Annotated in this window: 14 protein-coding genes, 1 tRNA gene and 1 pseudogene; 11 read left to right on the plus strand and 5 right to left on the minus strand. The window is 62.1% G+C overall.

The window, feature by feature from the left end:
* Positions 1 to 14: 14 nt before the first annotated feature.
* The 5 genes from BM017_RS20825 (at position 15) to BM017_RS20845 (ending at position 4,265) form a co-directional block, all read left to right on the plus strand.
* Positions 15 to 458 carry a hotdog fold thioesterase gene (locus tag BM017_RS20825; RefSeq protein WP_092247882.1) on the plus strand — a complete coding sequence of 148 codons (444 nt, stop codon included), beginning with the start codon at positions 15 to 17 and terminating at the stop codon, positions 456 to 458.
* 97 nt (positions 459 to 555) lie between these two features.
* Complete coding sequence (locus BM017_RS20830) at positions 556 to 1,359, plus strand: alpha/beta fold hydrolase (protein WP_071489564.1); 804 nt, start codon at positions 556 to 558, stop codon at positions 1,357 to 1,359.
* Positions 1,356 to 2,210 carry an alpha/beta hydrolase gene (locus BM017_RS20835; protein ID WP_092247885.1) on the plus strand — a complete coding sequence of 285 codons (855 nt, stop codon included), beginning with the start codon at positions 1,356 to 1,358 and terminating at the stop codon, positions 2,208 to 2,210. Before BM017_RS20830 ends, BM017_RS20835 begins: the two co-directional genes overlap by 4 nt.
* Before the next feature lie 102 nt (positions 2,211 to 2,312).
* Entirely contained in the window at positions 2,313 to 3,131 is an 819-nt protein-coding gene (locus tag BM017_RS20840) for a DUF4892 domain-containing protein (RefSeq protein WP_092247888.1), read from the plus strand.
* Positions 3,132 to 3,203: 72 nt separating this feature from the next.
* On the plus strand, positions 3,204 to 4,265 hold the full coding sequence (locus BM017_RS20845; RefSeq protein ID WP_071489561.1) for an AI-2E family transporter: 1,062 nt from the start codon (positions 3,204 to 3,206) through the stop codon (positions 4,263 to 4,265).
* Here BM017_RS20845 and BM017_RS20850 read toward each other — a convergent pair.
* Together BM017_RS20850 and BM017_RS20855 are read right to left on the minus strand one after the other, a co-directional pair.
* Positions 4,262 to 5,296: a sensor histidine kinase gene (locus BM017_RS20850; RefSeq protein WP_092247891.1), complete on the minus strand. Its 1,035-nt coding sequence runs from the start codon at positions 5,294 to 5,296 to the stop codon at positions 4,262 to 4,264. The two genes, BM017_RS20845 and BM017_RS20850, sit on opposite strands and share 4 nt — an antisense overlap.
* Positions 5,296 to 6,060 (minus strand): response regulator, encoded by a 765-nt coding sequence (locus BM017_RS20855; protein WP_058427191.1) that lies wholly within the window; start codon positions 6,058 to 6,060, stop codon positions 5,296 to 5,298. Before BM017_RS20855 ends, BM017_RS20850 begins: the two co-directional genes overlap by 1 nt.
* A gap of 259 nt (positions 6,061 to 6,319) precedes the next feature.
* Here BM017_RS20855 and pyrF point away from each other — a divergent pair, with 259 nt between their 5' ends.
* Positions 6,320 to 7,018 carry an orotidine-5'-phosphate decarboxylase gene (pyrF, locus tag BM017_RS20860; RefSeq protein ID WP_010211681.1) on the plus strand — a complete coding sequence of 233 codons (699 nt, stop codon included), beginning with the start codon at positions 6,320 to 6,322 and terminating at the stop codon, positions 7,016 to 7,018.
* A gap of 68 nt (positions 7,019 to 7,086) precedes the next feature.
* Here pyrF and BM017_RS20865 read toward each other — a convergent pair whose 3' ends face one another.
* Positions 7,087 to 8,094, minus strand: a complete 1,008-nt coding sequence (locus BM017_RS20865; protein WP_092247895.1) for an NADP-dependent oxidoreductase — start codon at positions 8,092 to 8,094, stop codon at positions 7,087 to 7,089.
* Between the two features lie 226 nt (positions 8,095 to 8,320).
* Between BM017_RS20865 and BM017_RS20870 the strand changes: the two genes are divergently transcribed.
* The 4 genes and pseudogenes from BM017_RS20870 to BM017_RS29725 all read left to right on the plus strand — a co-directional run bounded on the left by BM017_RS20870 (position 8,321) and on the right by BM017_RS29725 (position 12,780).
* Positions 8,321 to 9,082: an SDR family oxidoreductase gene (locus BM017_RS20870; RefSeq protein WP_092247898.1), complete on the plus strand. Its 762-nt coding sequence runs from the start codon at positions 8,321 to 8,323 to the stop codon at positions 9,080 to 9,082.
* Positions 9,083 to 9,285: 203 nt separating this feature from the next.
* On the plus strand, positions 9,286 to 10,698 hold the full coding sequence (locus tag BM017_RS20875; RefSeq protein ID WP_092247901.1) for an aminotransferase-like domain-containing protein: 1,413 nt from the start codon (positions 9,286 to 9,288) through the stop codon (positions 10,696 to 10,698).
* A gap of 1,023 nt (positions 10,699 to 11,721) precedes the next feature.
* Positions 11,722 to 11,919: pseudogene (locus BM017_RS29720) on the plus strand (HAMP domain-containing protein); the annotation flags it as partial.
* Between the two features lie 18 nt (positions 11,920 to 11,937).
* Positions 11,938 to 12,780 (plus strand): methyl-accepting chemotaxis protein, encoded by an 843-nt coding sequence (locus tag BM017_RS29725; RefSeq protein ID WP_371322049.1) that lies wholly within the window; start codon positions 11,938 to 11,940, stop codon positions 12,778 to 12,780.
* A 36-nt stretch (positions 12,781 to 12,816) separates the two neighbouring features.
* Here the strand turns inward: BM017_RS29725 and BM017_RS20885 are convergent, their stop codons facing one another.
* Together BM017_RS20885 and BM017_RS20890 are read right to left on the minus strand one after the other, a co-directional pair.
* On the minus strand, positions 12,817 to 13,629 hold the full coding sequence (locus BM017_RS20885; RefSeq protein WP_092247907.1) for an alpha/beta fold hydrolase: 813 nt from the start codon (positions 13,627 to 13,629) through the stop codon (positions 12,817 to 12,819).
* A 183-nt stretch (positions 13,630 to 13,812) separates the two neighbouring features.
* Positions 13,813 to 14,583, minus strand: a complete 771-nt coding sequence (locus BM017_RS20890) for a hypothetical protein (RefSeq protein ID WP_092247910.1) — start codon at positions 14,581 to 14,583, stop codon at positions 13,813 to 13,815.
* Positions 14,584 to 14,943: 360 nt separating this feature from the next.
* Between BM017_RS20890 and BM017_RS20895 the strand changes: the two genes are divergently transcribed.
* Positions 14,944 to 15,019 (plus strand) — tRNA-Glu (locus BM017_RS20895).
* The last annotated feature ends 15 nt before the right edge of the window (positions 15,020 to 15,034 follow it).

A 15,034-nucleotide genomic window follows, 5' to 3' on the forward strand; every position in this document is an offset into this window, starting at 1 on the left:
ACAAGGACAACCGTATGAGCCTGTGGCGCACTCAACCGAATATTGACCAACTCAATGCGATCCAGAAGAACACCATCGGTGAATTGCTGGATATCCGTTTTGAACGCTTCGATGACGAATCGCTGACCGCCAGCATGGTGGTCGACCATCGCACCCATCAGCCTTACGGCTTGTTGCACGGCGGCGCATCGGTGGTCCTGGCCGAAAGCGTCGGCTCCATGGCCGCCTATCTTTGCATCGACGCGAGCAAGTTCTACTGCGTGGGCCTGGAGATCAACGCCAACCACCTGCGCGGTGTGCGCAGTGGGCGGGTGACGGCGGTGGCCAAGGCGATCCATATCGGCCGCACCACCCAGGTGTGGGACATTCGCCTGACCAGCGACGATGGCAAGGCCAATTGCGTGTCGCGCCTGACCATGGCGGTGGTGCCGCTGGGCGAGAACCCGCCGGCGCGATAGGCGTGGCGTGAGTGTCATCATTCCTGGCAGTTACAGTCATTGCTGTGGCGGTCGGGGCTGGTGACAATCAATCTCTGTTTTTGTCGATGGATCCGGTATGTCGCAGCATGTGTTTTTCGCCCACGCCAATGGTTTCCCCTCGGCCACCTACGGCAAGCTGTTTGCCGCCCTGGCCCCGGAATATGCAGTGGCGCACCTGCCGCAGCACGGTCACGACCCCAGGTTTCCGGTGGACGATAACTGGCAGAACCTGGTGGATGAGCTGATCCACCACCTGGAGCGGCAGCCGGAACCGGTGTGGGGTGTGGGGCATTCCCTCGGTGGCGTTTTGCATCTGCATGCAGCCATGCGTTGCCCTCAGTTATATCGCGGAGTGGTCATGCTCGATTCGCCGGTGCTGACCCGCGCCGACCGCTGGGTGATCCGCGCGGCCAAGCGCTTTGGTTTTATTGACCGCCTGACCCCGGCCGGGCGCACCCTGGGACGCCGCGAAGAGTTCAGCGACCTGGACGCCGCGCGCAGCTATTTCGCCGGCAAGACCTTGTTCCGTGGCTTTGACCCGGAATGCTTCGACGCTTACCTGCAACACGGCCTGCACCAGGTCGGTGACCGCCTGCGCCTGCGCTTCGACCCGGCTACCGAGATCAGCATCTACCGGGGCGTGCCCCACACCAGCCCCGGTCAGGTGCGCCAGATGAAGGTGCCGCTGGCGGTGGTGCGCGGCCGGCAGAGCCGGGTGGTGATGCGTCACCACGCCAGCGGCGTCGGTCGCCTGCCCATGGGCGAAATGCTCACCATGCCCGGCGGCCATATGTTCCCCCTTGAACGCCCCCAGGACACCGCGACCTTGATCAAGAACCTGTTCTCCCGCTGGGAAGCCCGCGAGCGCAGTTGCGCATGAGCACACCGGTCGAAGAAGTGCGCCTGAGCCTGCCGCATATCGAGTTGGCGGCCCATCTGTTCGGGCCCGAGGACGGTTTGCCGGTGATCGCGCTGCATGGCTGGCTGGACAACGCCAACAGCTTTGCGCGACTGGCGCCGAAACTTCAGGGCTTGCGCATCGTTGCACTGGATATGGCCGGGCATGGGCATTCGGCGCATCGTCCTATCGGCGCCGGTTACGCCTTGTGGGATTACGCGTACGACGTGCTGCACGTCGCCGAGCAACTGGGTTGGAAACGTTTTGCATTACTTGGCCACTCCCTCGGCGCCATCGTTTCCCTGGTGCTGGCCGGTGCGCTGCCGGAACGGGTGACGCACCTGGGATTGATCGACGGGGTGATCCCGCCCACTGCCAGCGGTGACAACGCCGCCGAACGCTTGGGCATGGCGTTGCAGGCGCAATTGAACCTGCAGGACAAACGCAAGCCGGTCTATAGCACCCTGGATCGAGCGGTCGAGGCGCGCATGAAAGGCGTGGTGGCGGTCAGTCGCGAAGCCGCGGAACTGCTGGCCCAACGCGGTCTGATGCCAGTGCCGGGCGGTTACACCTGGCGCACCGACAGCCGCCTGACCCTGGCTTCGCCGATGCGTCTGACCGATGAGCAGGCAATGGCTTTCGTGCGGCGTGTGGGTTGCCCTACACAGTTGGTGGTCGCGGCTGATGGCATGCTGGCGAAACATTCCGAATTGCTTTCCCAGCTACCCTTTACCGTGACCACGCTGCCAGGCGGCCATCATTTACACCTGAATGACGAGCCCGGCGCGGTCCTTGTTGCAGACTGTTTCAATCGGTTCTTCTGCGCGCCTTGACTTGGGGCGGTCAACTGCCGAGGCTGGGCGGATTGAAAGGGAGTCAACCATGAACTACTTCAACACCGCTGTGACCGCCGATGGCCAGGGCTCGTTGATCCTATGAGCGTGCGTAACGGATGTATCCGTATCCTGGGCTTGGGCCTGCTGAGCCCACTGGTATTTGCCGCCGACATACCGGGTAGCCAGGACCTGCCCACCGTGGCCCGCCAGGTCGACGCGCAAATCGTCGATTACCGTCCCACCGAAGAAAAAGAACGCATCTACCCCATGGGTGCCATCCGCAAGATCAGCGGCCAGCTGCGTTATGAAGGCCAGGCCACCGCACGGGGCCAAGCCACCGCCATCACCTATGAATTACCTGCCGAACACAGCTCCAGTGCCGCATTTACTGCGACGCGCGAAGCATTGCAGGCGAAGGGCGCGCAGTTGCTGTTCTGGTGCCAGGCCCGGGATTGCGGCGAAAGCAGCCTGTGGGCCAATGAAGTGTTCGGCAACGCCAAGTTGGTCGGCGCCGACGGCCAGCAGGAATACCTGCTGCTGCGCCTGGCAGCCCCCCAGGAAAACTCCCTGGTGGCGCTGTATGGCATCACCCGTGGCAACCGTCGCGCCTATCTGCACGTGGAGCAACTGGACGCCAACGCGCCGCTGGCCGACCTTCTGCCCACCTCCGCAACGCTGCTGCGAGAGCTGAAAAGCACCGGCGAGCTGGATTTCCCCGCGCTGGGCGGCGACCCTGACGACACCTGGCTGACCCTGATTTCCCGTGGGTTGAACCTTGATACCACCTTGCGCGTCAGCCTTACCGGCCCGAACGCCGAAGCCTGGCGCCAGGCCCTGGTCGACAAAGGTGTGCGCGCCGCGCGCATGGAAACCGGCTCCGCTGAAACCAAAGGCCTGCACCTGCATCTGATACGCTGACCGTTACAAGGCGAACGGACCCGCGCCGTTCGCCTAAGCTCTCTTCCTATAGCCTTCTTCTAGAGATACTCCATGCTCAATAACGATCGCCTACTGGTGCAAATCCTGCTGCTGGTGCTGTTCGGTGCCAGCTTCTGGGTGATGGCGCCGTTCTGGTCGGCGCTGTTCTGGGGCGCGGTACTGGCATTTGCCAGTTGGCCGTTGATGGTCCTGCTCACCCGCTGGCTGGGGGGGCGCGAATCCCTGGCCGCCGGCATCCTGACGTTGGGTTGGATGCTGCTGGTGGCGCTGCCGCTGGTGTGGCTGGGCTTCAACCTCGCGGATCACGTGCGCGATGCGACGGCGTTGATCAAGGATATCCAGGTTGACGGCCTGCCGGAGGCACCTGCCTGGCTCGGCTCGATCCCCTTAGTCGGTGAGCGGCTGGTGGCCATGTGGGACAGCATTGACCAACAGGGCGCGGCCTTGATGGTCAGCATCAAGCCCTACCTGGGGCAGGTCGGCAATTGGTTGTTGGCGCGCAGTGCGCAAATCGGTGGTGGGATTCTAGAACTGACCCTGAGCCTGGTCTTCGTGTTCTTTTTCTACCGGGACGGGCCGCGCCTGGCGATGTTTGTTCACCGCCTGCTGGAGCGCTTGATCGGCGAGCGTGCCGGCTATTACATCGAACTGGTGGCCGGCACCGTGCAGCGCGTGGTCAACGGCGTGATCGGCACGGCCGCCGCCCAGGCCCTGTTGGCGCTGATCGGTTTCCTGATCGCCGGGGTGCCGGGTGCGCTGGTGCTGGGCATCGTCACCTTCCTGCTCAGCCTGATTCCCATGGGCCCGCCACTGGTGTGGATCCCGGCCACGGCGTGGCTGGCCTGGAAGGGCGATTACACCTACGCGGTGTTCCTCGGCGTGTGGGGCACGTTCATCATCAGTGGCGTGGACAACGTGCTCAAGCCTTACCTGATCAGCCGCGGCGGCAACCTGCCGTTGGTCATCGTGCTGCTCGGGGTGTTCGGCGGCTTGATTGCCTTTGGTTTCATCGGCCTGTTTATCGGCCCGACCCTACTGGCGGTGGCCTACAGCCTGTTGATGGACTGGAGTGCAACCCAGGCCCAGGGGCGGCGGGAAGACAAGCCGCTCTAGACGCGTGGTAACCACATCACGGCGGTCAAACCACCGCCGGGGGTTTCTTCCAGGTGCAGCCGACCGCCGAGGCGTTCCGCCGCTTCCCTGGAAATCGTCATGCCCAGGCCGACCCCGCCAGAGTTGCGGTTGCGTGAGCCTTCCAGCCGATAGAACGGTTCGAACACCGCCTCACGCTGGTCGGCGGCAATCCCGGGGCCATGGTCGATGACACGGATGACCAGCGCCTCGCGGCTGTCTTTCAGCTCGATGCGCGCCGAACCGGCGTACCGCAGGGCGTTGTCGATCAGGTTGTTGAGGCACGATCGCAAGGCCATCGGCTGCACTTGCAGCGGTGCGCAGGTCCCGCCGAACTGCACATCGGAACCCTGGTCCTGGGCGTTTTCGCTCATCGACTCGACCAGCGCCTGCACGTCCAGCCAATGCCGGGTTTCGCTGGTGCGTTGTTCGTGCAGGTAGCTCAGGGTCGCGTCGAGCATGCCGATCATGTCGTCCAGGTCCTGGCGCATCTGGCCTTGCAGCCGGGTGTCTTCGATCTGTTCCAGGCGCAGCTTCAGGCGTGACAACGGGGTGCGCAGGTCATGGGAGACAGCGCCGAGCATACGGGCGCGTTGGCTGACTTGCTCGCGGATGCGTCGCTGCATCAGGTTGAAAGTCGACGCCGCTTGCTGTGCCTCACGCGGGCCAGATTCGTCGAGGGGCGGGCTGTCGAGGTCCAGGCTCAGGCGCTCGGCAGCTTCGCTCAGGCGCTGGATCGGCCGGCTCAGCAGCTTGGCACCGTACCAGGCGGCGATAATCAACGAGATGAACTGGAACGTCAGTGGCACCACCGGGCCACCAAACCATGGTCGCTTGTGCCTGGCCAGGTGTTTCATCGTGCCGTCCGGCTGCTCGACAAAGGTCTCCTGAGGCGGCGGCGGAGGCGGGCCGTAATAGCGAAACCAGGAAATGGCCAGCACATGAGCCAGCACAATCGCCACCAGCAACACGCCAAACAGTCGACCGAACAGCGTGTTGAAGGCGTTGCGCATCAACCGATATCCCGGGCGTCGAACAGGTAGCCTTCACCCCGCACGGTCTTGATCAATTGGGGCGCCTTGGGATCATCTCCGAGTTTTTGCCGCAGGCGCGACACCAGCAAATCGATGCTGCGATCAAAGGCTTCGATGGAGCGGCCACGGGCGGCATCCAACAGTTGTTCGCGGCTCAACACCCGGCGCGGACGTTCGATGAATACCCACAGCAGGCGAAATTCCGCGTTGGACAGCGGCACCACCAGGCCATCGTCGGCGACCAGTTGGCGCAGCACGCTGTTGAGGCGCCAATTGTCGAAGCGGATATTGGCGCGTTGTTCGGTACGGTCGTCACGCACACGGCGCAGGATGGTCTGGATGCGCGCTACCAGTTCGCGGGGTTCGAAGGGCTTGGACATGTAATCGTCGGCGCCCAGCTCCAGGCCGATGATGCGGTCAGTGGGTTCGCAGCGGGCGGTGAGCATCAGGATCGGGATATCCGATTCCGCGCGCAGCCAGCGGCACAGCGACAGGCCGTCTTCGCCCGGCAGCATCAGGTCGAGCACCACCACGTCGAAGGTTTCGGCCTGCATGGCCTGGCGCATCGCCGTACCGTCGGTGACGCCGCTGGCGAGAATGCCGAAGCGGGCCAGGTAGTCGATCAGCAGTTCACGGATCGGCACATCGTCGTCAACGATCAGCGCGCGGGTGTTCCAGCGTTTGTCGTCGGCGATCACCGCGCCTTTTTGCTCGTCGTTCATGGAGACGGAAGGGGTATGCATAGTGCGATCATCTGCCCTGTTGTTGCGCTCAGCATAGGCGCCCAGCCCCATGGCTGGAAGTGCTGGTCGGTGGGTCGTGCAAGCGAGGCTAGCCGTGAGGCGTGTTGGGGGCATGTCGTGAATGTATCGGCTTTGAAATAATTCCCTGAAATGCCTGCCCGATAGCGCTTGGTCAGTATTTACCGATCATCGGATCCCGCAACGCCGCCGCTTGCGCTACAATCCGCGCCGATTTCGACTTGCCTGAGAGCCCATTCCAATGTCCGTCTGCCAGACTCCTATCATCGTCGCCCTGGATTACCCCACTCGTGACGCCGCACTGAAGCTGGCTGACCAGTTGGACCCGAAGCTGTGCCGGGTCAAGGTCGGCAAGGAATTGTTCACCAGTTGCGCGGCGGAAATCGTCGGTACGCTGCGTGACAAAGGTTTCGAAGTGTTCCTCGACCTGAAATTCCACGATATTCCGAACACCACCGCGATGGCGGTCAAGGCCGCCGCCGAAATGGGCGTGTGGATGGTCAACGTGCACTGCTCCGGCGGCCTGCGCATGATGAGTGCCTGCCGTGAGGTGCTGGAACAGCGCAGCGGGCCTAAACCGTTGTTGATCGGTGTGACCGTGCTCACCAGCATGGAGCGCGAAGACCTGGCCGGTATCGGCCTGGATATCGAGCCCCAGGAGCAGGTACTGCGCCTGGCCGCCCTGGCGCAAAAAGCCGGCCTGGATGGCCTGGTGTGTTCGGCGCTGGAAGCCCAGGCCCTGAAAACCGCGCACCCGTCGCTGCAACTCGTGACCCCGGGTATTCGTCCGGCGGGCAGTGCCCAGGATGACCAGCGCCGTATCCTGACCCCGCGCCAGGCGTTGGATGCAGGTTCCGATTACCTGGTGATCGGTCGCCCGATCAGCCAGGCGGCCGATCCGGCCAAGGCATTGGCGGCAGTCGTCGCCGAAATCGCCTGATTTTCGAATGTGGGAGCGGGCTTACCCCCTCCCACATTCAGATCTCCAACATTTAGATCTATGGGTGGTCAGCTGACCTTGAGCACCAACTTCCCGAAGTTCTCACCGTTGAACAGCTTCATCAGCGTTTCCGGGAACGTCTCCAGCCCCTCCACGATATCTTCCTTGCTCTTGAGCTTGCCCTGGGCCATCCAGCCGGCCATTTCCTGCCCGGCAGCGGCAAAGCCTACGGCGTGATCCATCACGACAAACCCTTCCATGCGCGCGCGATTGACCAGCAGTGACAAGTAGTTGGCCGGACCTTTCACGGCTTCCTTGTTGTTGTATTGGCTGATGGCGCCGCAGATCACTACGCGTGCCTTCAGCGCCAGGCGGCTGAGCACTGCGTCGAGGATATCGCCGCCGACGTTATCGAAATACACATCCACGCCCTTGGGGCACTCGCGCTTGAGTGCGGCAGGCACATCTTCGCTTTTGTAATCGATAGCAGCATCGAAGCCCAGTTCATCCACCAGGAACTTGCACTTGTCGGCGCCGCCGGCAATGCCCACCACACGGCAGCCTTTGAGCTTGGCGATCTGCCCGGCAATGCTGCCCACGGCACCGGCCGCGCCGGAGATCACCACGGTTTCGCCAGCCTTCGGCGCACCGGTGTCCAGCAGTGCGAAGTAGGCGGTCATGCCGGTCATGCCGAGTGCCGAAAGGTAACGGGGCAGGGGCGCCAGTTTCGGATCGACCTTGTAGAAACCCCGCGGCTCGCCCAGAAAGTAATCCTGCACGCCCAGGGCGCCGTTGACGTAGTCCCCGACTGCGAATGCCGGGTTGTGCGAGGCAATCACTTTGCCCACGCCCAGGGCGCGCATTACTTCACCGATACCGACCGGCGGGATATAGGACTTGCCTTCATTCATCCAGCCGCGCATGGCGGGGTCGAGGGACAGGTATTCATTGCGCACCAGCACCTGGCCGTCCCGGGGCGTGCCCACCGGGACTTCCTGGTAGGTGAAGGTGTCCCGGGTGGCCGCGCCGACCGGGCGCTTGGTGAGCAGGAATTGGCGGTTGGTCTGGGCGGTCATGGCAGCGACTCTTCTGGAAATGAACCTGAAGTGATAGACCTTGAACGGGCTGGGAGCAAGGTTCACCGAGCGTGCGAATGCCGGTCGATAGGTGTTGCTGATAGTCAGGCGGCGGCTGTTATCACTACGATTCATGCAGTTTCAACCGGCCTTTTGATAGTGCTGACGCGTCTGGTGCGGCGTTGGCTAGACTCGACCCACGACTTTCCCTCACAGGACATCCCTCATGAGCATGACGTTTTCCGGCCAGGTCGCCCTGGTGACCGGTGCCGCCGCCGGTATCGGCCGCGCTACCGCACTGGCGTTCGCCGCCGAAGGGTTGAAGGTGGTGGTCGCTGACCTGGACGTTGCGGGCGGCGAAGGCACCGTCGCGCTGATCCGCCAGGCCGGCGGCGAAGCGCTGTTTGTGCGCTGCAACGTCACGCTGGAGGCGGATGTTCAGCAATTGATGGCCCAGACCCTCGCCGCCTATGGCCGCCTGGACTACGCCTTCAATAATGCCGGGATCGAGATCGAGAAGGGCAAGCTGGCGGATGGGACCCTGGACGAGTTTGACGCCATCATGGGCGTCAACGTCAAAGGCGTGTGGTTGTGCATGAAGCATCAATTGCCACTGCTGTTGGCCCAGGGCGGCGGGGCGATTGTCAACACCGCGTCGGTCGCGGGGTTGGGCGCGGCGCCGAAGATGAGCATTTATGCCGCGTCCAAACACGCGGTAATCGGCCTGACCAAGTCGGCGGCCATCGAGTATGCGAAGAAGAACATTCGCGTCAATGCGGTCTGCCCGGCCGTGATCGACACCGATATGTTCCGGCGTGCCTATGAAGCCGACCCGCGCAAGGCCGAATTCGCTGCTGCCATGCACCCGGTGGGGCGCATCGGCAAGGTCGAGGAAATCGCCAGCGCGGTGCTGTACCTGTGCAGCGACGGTGCGGCCTTTACCACCGGTCACGCCTTGGCAGTGGACGGTGGCGCGACGGCTATCTAGGACCTCAGGTCGCCCTCCATTCGAAAAGGCCTGGGAGGGTGTGAGGTTTTTCCATAGCTGGCACGGTGCCTTGTCAGAATGTGTATCAGCAGGTAAATAACTCAATAAAATCAATAATTTAATAAAAGTTGGCGAGCGGCCGACATGGGCTTCTGTGCTTAACTGTCCCGGGTTGAATTACAGACAGTTGAAGTGAGTGGCGCATGGATTTAGGGATCGATCGACAAGCCCTTGTACCGGTGGTGCAGCAAATCATCAGCGCGGTGGCGCAATGGATTCGCACGAGTGGGGCGAGCCCTGGTACACGCTTGCCCTCCGTTCGCCAGGTGGCTCTCGATAACCTGCTCAGCCAGTCCAGTGTGATCGAGGCATTCGAGCGGTTGGTCGCCCAGGGCGTGCTGGTTTCGAAACAGGGGTCGGTTTTCTGCGTGGCCCAGCCACCGACGGTACACGAAAGCCAGTGGTATGAAGGTGCCGAGCGAGATTGGGGCGCCTTTGCCGATAACCCGTTGGGCGAGCTGAAACTGGGCTGCGGCTGGCTGCCTGATGCCTGGCGCGAAAGCGATGACATCAGCTACGCGATTCGCGAAGTCACCCGCTGCGACACGGCTGCGCTGTTCAACTACAGCACCCCGTTGGGGCTTCCGGCATTGCGTGAGCAATTGCTCAAGCGCCTGACACAGGTCCACATCCCCACCCACCTTGACGGCATCCTCACCACGGCGGGCGCCAGCCATGCACAGGACCTGCTGATACGCACCCTGCTCAAGGCCGGCGATTGCGTGATGGTTGAAACGCCGGGGTACGGCAACCTTTATCGGCAACTGGTCTTTCATGGTGTGCAACTGCTGCAGGTGCCACGCACCCGTGGCGGGCCGGACATCGCGACGCTTGAGGCCTTGCTGCAGCGTCATCGGCCCAAATGCCTGTTCATCCATAGCCTGTATCACAACCCCACCGGTTCCAGCCTGAGTCGCACCGTGGCGGAGCGCGTGTTGGAGCTGGCGCACCGCGAGAACTTTTTGATTATCGAAGAGGACGTGTTTGGCGATCTGCAACACGCCAGTTGCACGCGGCTCTCGGCGTTACCCCACGGTGACCGGGTGATCTACGTCGCAAGCTTTTCCAAGACCCTGAGCAGTGCCTTGCGCGTGGGTTATCTCAGTGCGAGCACGGCGATCATCGAGCAATTGGCCAGCCTCAAGACCCTGACCGGCTTCGGCACTTCGCGGTTTGCCGAGGCCGTAGTGGCGACGCTGCTGGCTAATGGCACTTATCGCAAGTGGGTGCAGCGCCTGCGCAAGCGGCTGAGCGCGCAAATGGCTGCGACCTTGCAGGTGCTGGAAGATGAGGAATGGGAGGTGTTCGCCAACCCTGCCGGCGGGATGTTCGTGTGGGCGCGGCCAGGGGTTGGGGATCGGTCGCGGTTGCAGGCGTATGCCCGGCGGCTGGGGGTTTTGTTGTCACCGGGGGCACTGTTCAGTCCAACGGATGAGCCCAGTGAGTGGCTGCGAATCAATGTGGCCTATGCTGATGATCAACGGGCACTGGCGTTATTCCGCGCCATGGGACCTGCAAGATCGACCTCGACCATTCTGAAAACGACGAGCGTGTAGCTTTTTGCCATTATTGTGGCGCCAATGACTTGTGTTCGGTGCCTTGTGGTTGCCAATCTCGCCTGTGTAAACCGGGCTTGATGGCATCTGCCATTGCAAGAGGATGCAAGTGCAATGATTTCGGCCGTGCAACGACGCTTCGCCAACCTCGGTATGGCAAAAAAACTGGGCTTGGGCTTCACCCTGGTATTGCTGTTGACCGCCCTGGTCGCGGCCATCGGCGTGTGGTCCCTGCAATCCGTTGGCCAGCGCTTCGAAGGCCTCAAGGCCATGTCGTCGCTCAACAGTGGCTTGCTCAAGGTGCGCCTGATCGAGCAGGACTACGCGTTGCATGCCGACCCCAAGGCCGTCGACGCCCTGCATGAAAGTGTCGATGGCTTGGCCGCGCTCGCGGCGAGCCTCAAGGCCCAGTCGGCGGCCAACGTGCCCGTCATGACGGATGTCGAACAGGCTCTGGCCGCCTACCGCAAGGCGTTCGATGAGTTTGTCGAATTGACCCAGACCAAGGACCTGGCGTTGGAAATGGCCAGTTGGTCAGTGTCCAGCGTGGCCAATAATCTCGATGTGCTGCAGGCCGGGCTGGCTGACGACGGTGCCTATGGCCTCAAGGAAAGCCAGGGCAAGGAGGGCGCCGAGTTTATCGAGCAGGCGGGGCAGGTCAGCCAGGTTTCACGGCTGATGTTGCAAGCCATGAACGAAGCCCACGTACGTCTGGACCAGAGCCGCAAGGTAGACGCCGATGACGCCGAGCAAGGCAAGATCGAGCAGGCCGACCAGGCGCTGGCCCAGGTTGAAACACTGAAAACCGCGGTCAAGGACCCCGGTTACCAGACGGTGTTGAATGAGGTCTCCGGGCATATTGCTTCGTTCAGTGAAAAACTCGGCGAGTACACCGGCCTGCTGGCCCAGGAGAAGGTGGTCTACAAGCAGTTGCATGATCGGGCCGAGCAAGTGGTCGGCCGGGTCAACCAGGCGTACGACACTGAAGACCTGTCGATGCAGGCACAGTTGAAGAAAAGCGCGATGCTGATCATCGGCTCTTCGGCCCTGGCGCTGTTGGTGGGGTTGATCGCGGCCTGGGTGATCACCCGCTTGATCGTCGCGCCGCTGCGCAGCGTGATTGCGGTTGCCCAGCAGATTGCGGCCGGCGATTTGAGCGGGCGCATGGAGGTCAGTCGCCGCGATGAGATCGGCCAACTGATGCAGGCGATGCAGCAGATGGGCAATGGCCTGAGCCATATGGTCAGCGGCCTGCAGGCCGGTATCGAGCAACTGGCCAGCTCGGCTCACTCATTGTCCAGCGTCACCGAACAAACCAATGTCGAAGTCAGTAGCCAGAAAGAAGAAACCGAGCAGGTCGCCACGGCGATGAACCAGATGACCGCTACCGTGCATGACGTGGCGCGCAACGCCGAAGAAGCCGCGCAAGCCGCACAGACAGCGGACGACAAAGTCGACAGCGGCCAGCGTGTGGTGCGCCAGAGTTTGCAGCGTATTGAATTGCTGGCCACCTCCAGCACCAGTGCCAGCGCCAGCATCGAGAGCCTGAGCGCCGAGATCCAGAACATCGGCACTGTGTTGAGTGTGATCAAAAGCGTGGCCGAACAGACCAACCTGCTGGCCCTCAACGCGGCTATCGAGGCCGCCCGTGCCGGCGAGCAGGGCCGTGGTTTCGCGGTGGTGGCGGATGAAGTGCGGGCGTTGGCCAAGCGTACCCAGCAATCGACCGAAGAAATCGAGCGGCTGGTCAGTACGTTGCGCAACGCGGCCCAGTCCTCGGTGCAGCAGATCCAGCAAAGCGGCGAACTGGTGAAGCTGGCGGTGAGCGATGCCTTGGAGACCGAGAGCGCCTTGGGCAGCATCGCGGTGGCGGTGTCGCTGATCCAGCAGATGAACCAGCAGATTGCCGCGGCGGCCGAGGAGCAAAGCTCGGTGGCCGAGGAGATCAACCGCAGTGTCACCAGTATCCGTGCCAGTGCCGATCAGTCGGCATTGAGCATGCAGGGCAACGCCGCATCGAGCATTCAGCTGGCGCAGCTGGGCGCGGAACTCAAGGGGATGGTCGGGCACTTCCGCCTGTGATCGCAGCGTTCATGCGGCGATCACAGGGGAGGGCGGTCAGGCGTTGTTGGCGAGGAAGGTCAGTAGGGCTTCGTTGACGAAGTCCGGGTTTTCCCTGGCGCTGATATGCCCGGCTTGCGGGATCAGGATCAGGCTGCAGCCGATCAGGCCGGCCATTTCCTCGGATTCGGCAGGTGGGCGCGGTTTGTCCTGTTCGCCGCACATCACCAGGGTGGTGTCGGCGTCCAGCTTGGGCAACTGTCCCAGCACATCTTCGCGACTGAAGATCAAGCGACCCAGGGGCACGATGCTCTGCAGCAGGCGCTCCTTGGAGTAGCCCTGCAATTGCTTGCGGAAATCCTGATACAGCGCGGATTCGCGGTCGATACCCGGGCGGAAGAAGATCGGCGCGACCACGTCCAGCAACGGCCCGGGGATAGCGCCGGCGTCTTCGATCATCTTGAACAGCGAGAAGTAATACTGGCGCGTGGCTTCGGGCTCGGCACCCAGGTAGGTGTCCATCAGCACCAGGCTGTTGATGCGCTCGGGAGCCAGCAGCGCCAGGCGTGCGCCCCACATGCCGCCGACCGAGAGGCCGATCAGGTTGATCTGTGGAATATCCAACTGGTCCAGCAGGGCCAGGGCCTGGCGCGCGAGGTCGTCGAGGGAGCGGGTTGGTGCGGGCAGCGGGCCGGATTCGCCATGGCCCCACAGCTCGGGCACGATCACCCGGTACTGTTGCGACAGGGCTTCGATCTGCGGCGCCCACATGTCGCGGTCCCACAGGTAGCTTGAGCCCAGCAGGACGACGGGGCCGGAACCCTGGTCGACGTAGTGCAGCGGTTGTCCATCAATGACGGCGACAGGCATAGCGGGCCTCTGACTTCATGGAGTGAGGGGCACTTTTTTACGCTAGTCGGGGGCGGGGGGATAGATGCAAAGTGATGGCATCTCGTGAAGCAGCGAGGTGGTTTGTACTGGCCTGGCTTTTATTGCTGTGGTGAGCGTGCTCACCACAGCAATAAAAGCCAGGCCAGTCTTCCAGCCGGCGAATCAGTCGTAGATGACTTTCTTCTTCCACTCGGCGTCGGCGTCGACCACTTTGAGGCCTTCGGTCAGTTCGTTGACTTCGTCTTCGGCCGGCTTACTGTTGGTCAGCACCGTGGAGTTGGCGCGTCCCAGTTGGGCCTCCAGGTGTTGCAGCTGTGCGCTGTAGATCACCGGCTCCGGCTGTTTGCGCAGGTACTGCACGCCACGCTCGAATGCCAACCGCGCCTGGCCCGGCTGGCCTTGCTGCAGGGCGTGCTGGCCGAGGTTGTTGAAGAACTCGATATGCAGCAACACCAGGATATGGCGGATCTCGCGGATCCAGTGCTTGGCCTCGTTGGCCGGCAGGAAACCATCCTGGGCCGCACGGGTGACCTGGCCGTGCAGGGCTTCGAGCAGGAAACGCACATCCTTGGCCTTGGCTTCGGTCTGGATTGGCGCGGGCGGGTTGTTCACCGGGATCGATTCGCCCTGGGCGACCAGCGTATTCAGCTCGGCGATGCGGGCCTTGAGCGCCATGCTGCCTTTATTCAGGTTCAGCAGGCGCTGGTTGACGTTGAGTTCCAGGCGGGTCAGCAACAGCTTGAGCGCCGGGGTCATCAACTGGCCAGGGAAGGTCTCGGTGATTTCACCGCAACGGCGCAGGCGATCGTTAAGCTCGATCTCGGTGCGCTTCTTTTCCAGCTTGTTGTTTTCCACCACGTGGTTCATGTAGCCAATGGCGATCAGTATTGCGATCCCGGCTATTACCAGCAGGGTGATCATGAGTGGTGTCACCGGTGTGACCTCTTTATAGGGTTTACAGTGGAGTGTAGTGACTGGGCCATCCGGCGGATAGGACTGATCGACCAGTTGCCCGGGTAGTTTGCTTCTATAGGCATAGGCGCTCCCTGCATGGATGCACATTGCCATCATTTGCTGGAGCGAACTATAGCGTCTTGTCGGGCGCCAGAATATAGGCGTCAAAGCCCGGACGCGCACAATCCCCCCATGAGCCCGAAAAGCTGGGGGAAGTCATTGATTTTAATAAATTTATCCTTGGGGGTTGACGATCTTTCAATCCGTCCATAGAATGCGCGCCACTTAACGCGTAAAGCACACAGCAAAACGCGGTTAAGCAGTGAGTGTTGTACGTGTGTCCCCTTCGTCTAGTGGCCTAGGACACCGCCCTTTCACGGCGGTAACAGGGGTTCGAGTCCCCTAGGGGACGCCATTTGCGGGAATAGCT

This window comes from Pseudomonas sp. NFPP04 (genome assembly GCF_900113815.1).
Taxonomy (GTDB): Bacteria; Pseudomonadota; Gammaproteobacteria; order Pseudomonadales; family Pseudomonadaceae; genus Aquipseudomonas; species Aquipseudomonas extremorientalis.

Excerpts from the sequence above, each read along its gene's own strand:
- BM017_RS20825 (WP_092247882.1), top strand. The coding sequence starts at position 15 with ATGAGCCTGTGGCGCACTCAACCGAATATTGACCAACTCAATGCGATC.
- BM017_RS20830 (WP_071489564.1), top strand. The coding sequence starts at position 556 with ATGTCGCAGCATGTGTTTTTCGCCCACGCCAATGGTTTCCCCTCGGCC.
- BM017_RS20835 (WP_092247885.1), top strand. The coding sequence starts at position 1,356 with ATGAGCACACCGGTCGAAGAAGTGCGCCTGAGCCTGCCGCATATCGAG.
- BM017_RS20840 (WP_092247888.1), top strand. The coding sequence starts at position 2,313 with ATGAGCGTGCGTAACGGATGTATCCGTATCCTGGGCTTGGGCCTGCTG.
- BM017_RS20845 (WP_071489561.1), top strand. The coding sequence starts at position 3,204 with ATGCTCAATAACGATCGCCTACTGGTGCAAATCCTGCTGCTGGTGCTG.
- BM017_RS20850 (WP_092247891.1), bottom strand. The coding sequence starts at position 5,296 with ATGCGCAACGCCTTCAACACGCTGTTCGGTCGACTGTTTGGCGTGTTG.
- BM017_RS20855 (WP_058427191.1), bottom strand. The coding sequence starts at position 6,060 with ATGCATACCCCTTCCGTCTCCATGAACGACGAGCAAAAAGGCGCGGTG.
- pyrF (WP_010211681.1), top strand. The coding sequence starts at position 6,320 with ATGTCCGTCTGCCAGACTCCTATCATCGTCGCCCTGGATTACCCCACT.
- BM017_RS20865 (WP_092247895.1), bottom strand. The coding sequence starts at position 8,094 with ATGACCGCCCAGACCAACCGCCAATTCCTGCTCACCAAGCGCCCGGTC.
- BM017_RS20870 (WP_092247898.1), top strand. The coding sequence starts at position 8,321 with ATGAGCATGACGTTTTCCGGCCAGGTCGCCCTGGTGACCGGTGCCGCC.
- BM017_RS20875 (WP_092247901.1), top strand. The coding sequence starts at position 9,286 with ATGGATTTAGGGATCGATCGACAAGCCCTTGTACCGGTGGTGCAGCAA.
- BM017_RS29725 (WP_371322049.1), top strand. The coding sequence starts at position 11,938 with ATGGTCAGCGGCCTGCAGGCCGGTATCGAGCAACTGGCCAGCTCGGCT.
- BM017_RS20885 (WP_092247907.1), bottom strand. The coding sequence starts at position 13,629 with ATGCCTGTCGCCGTCATTGATGGACAACCGCTGCACTACGTCGACCAG.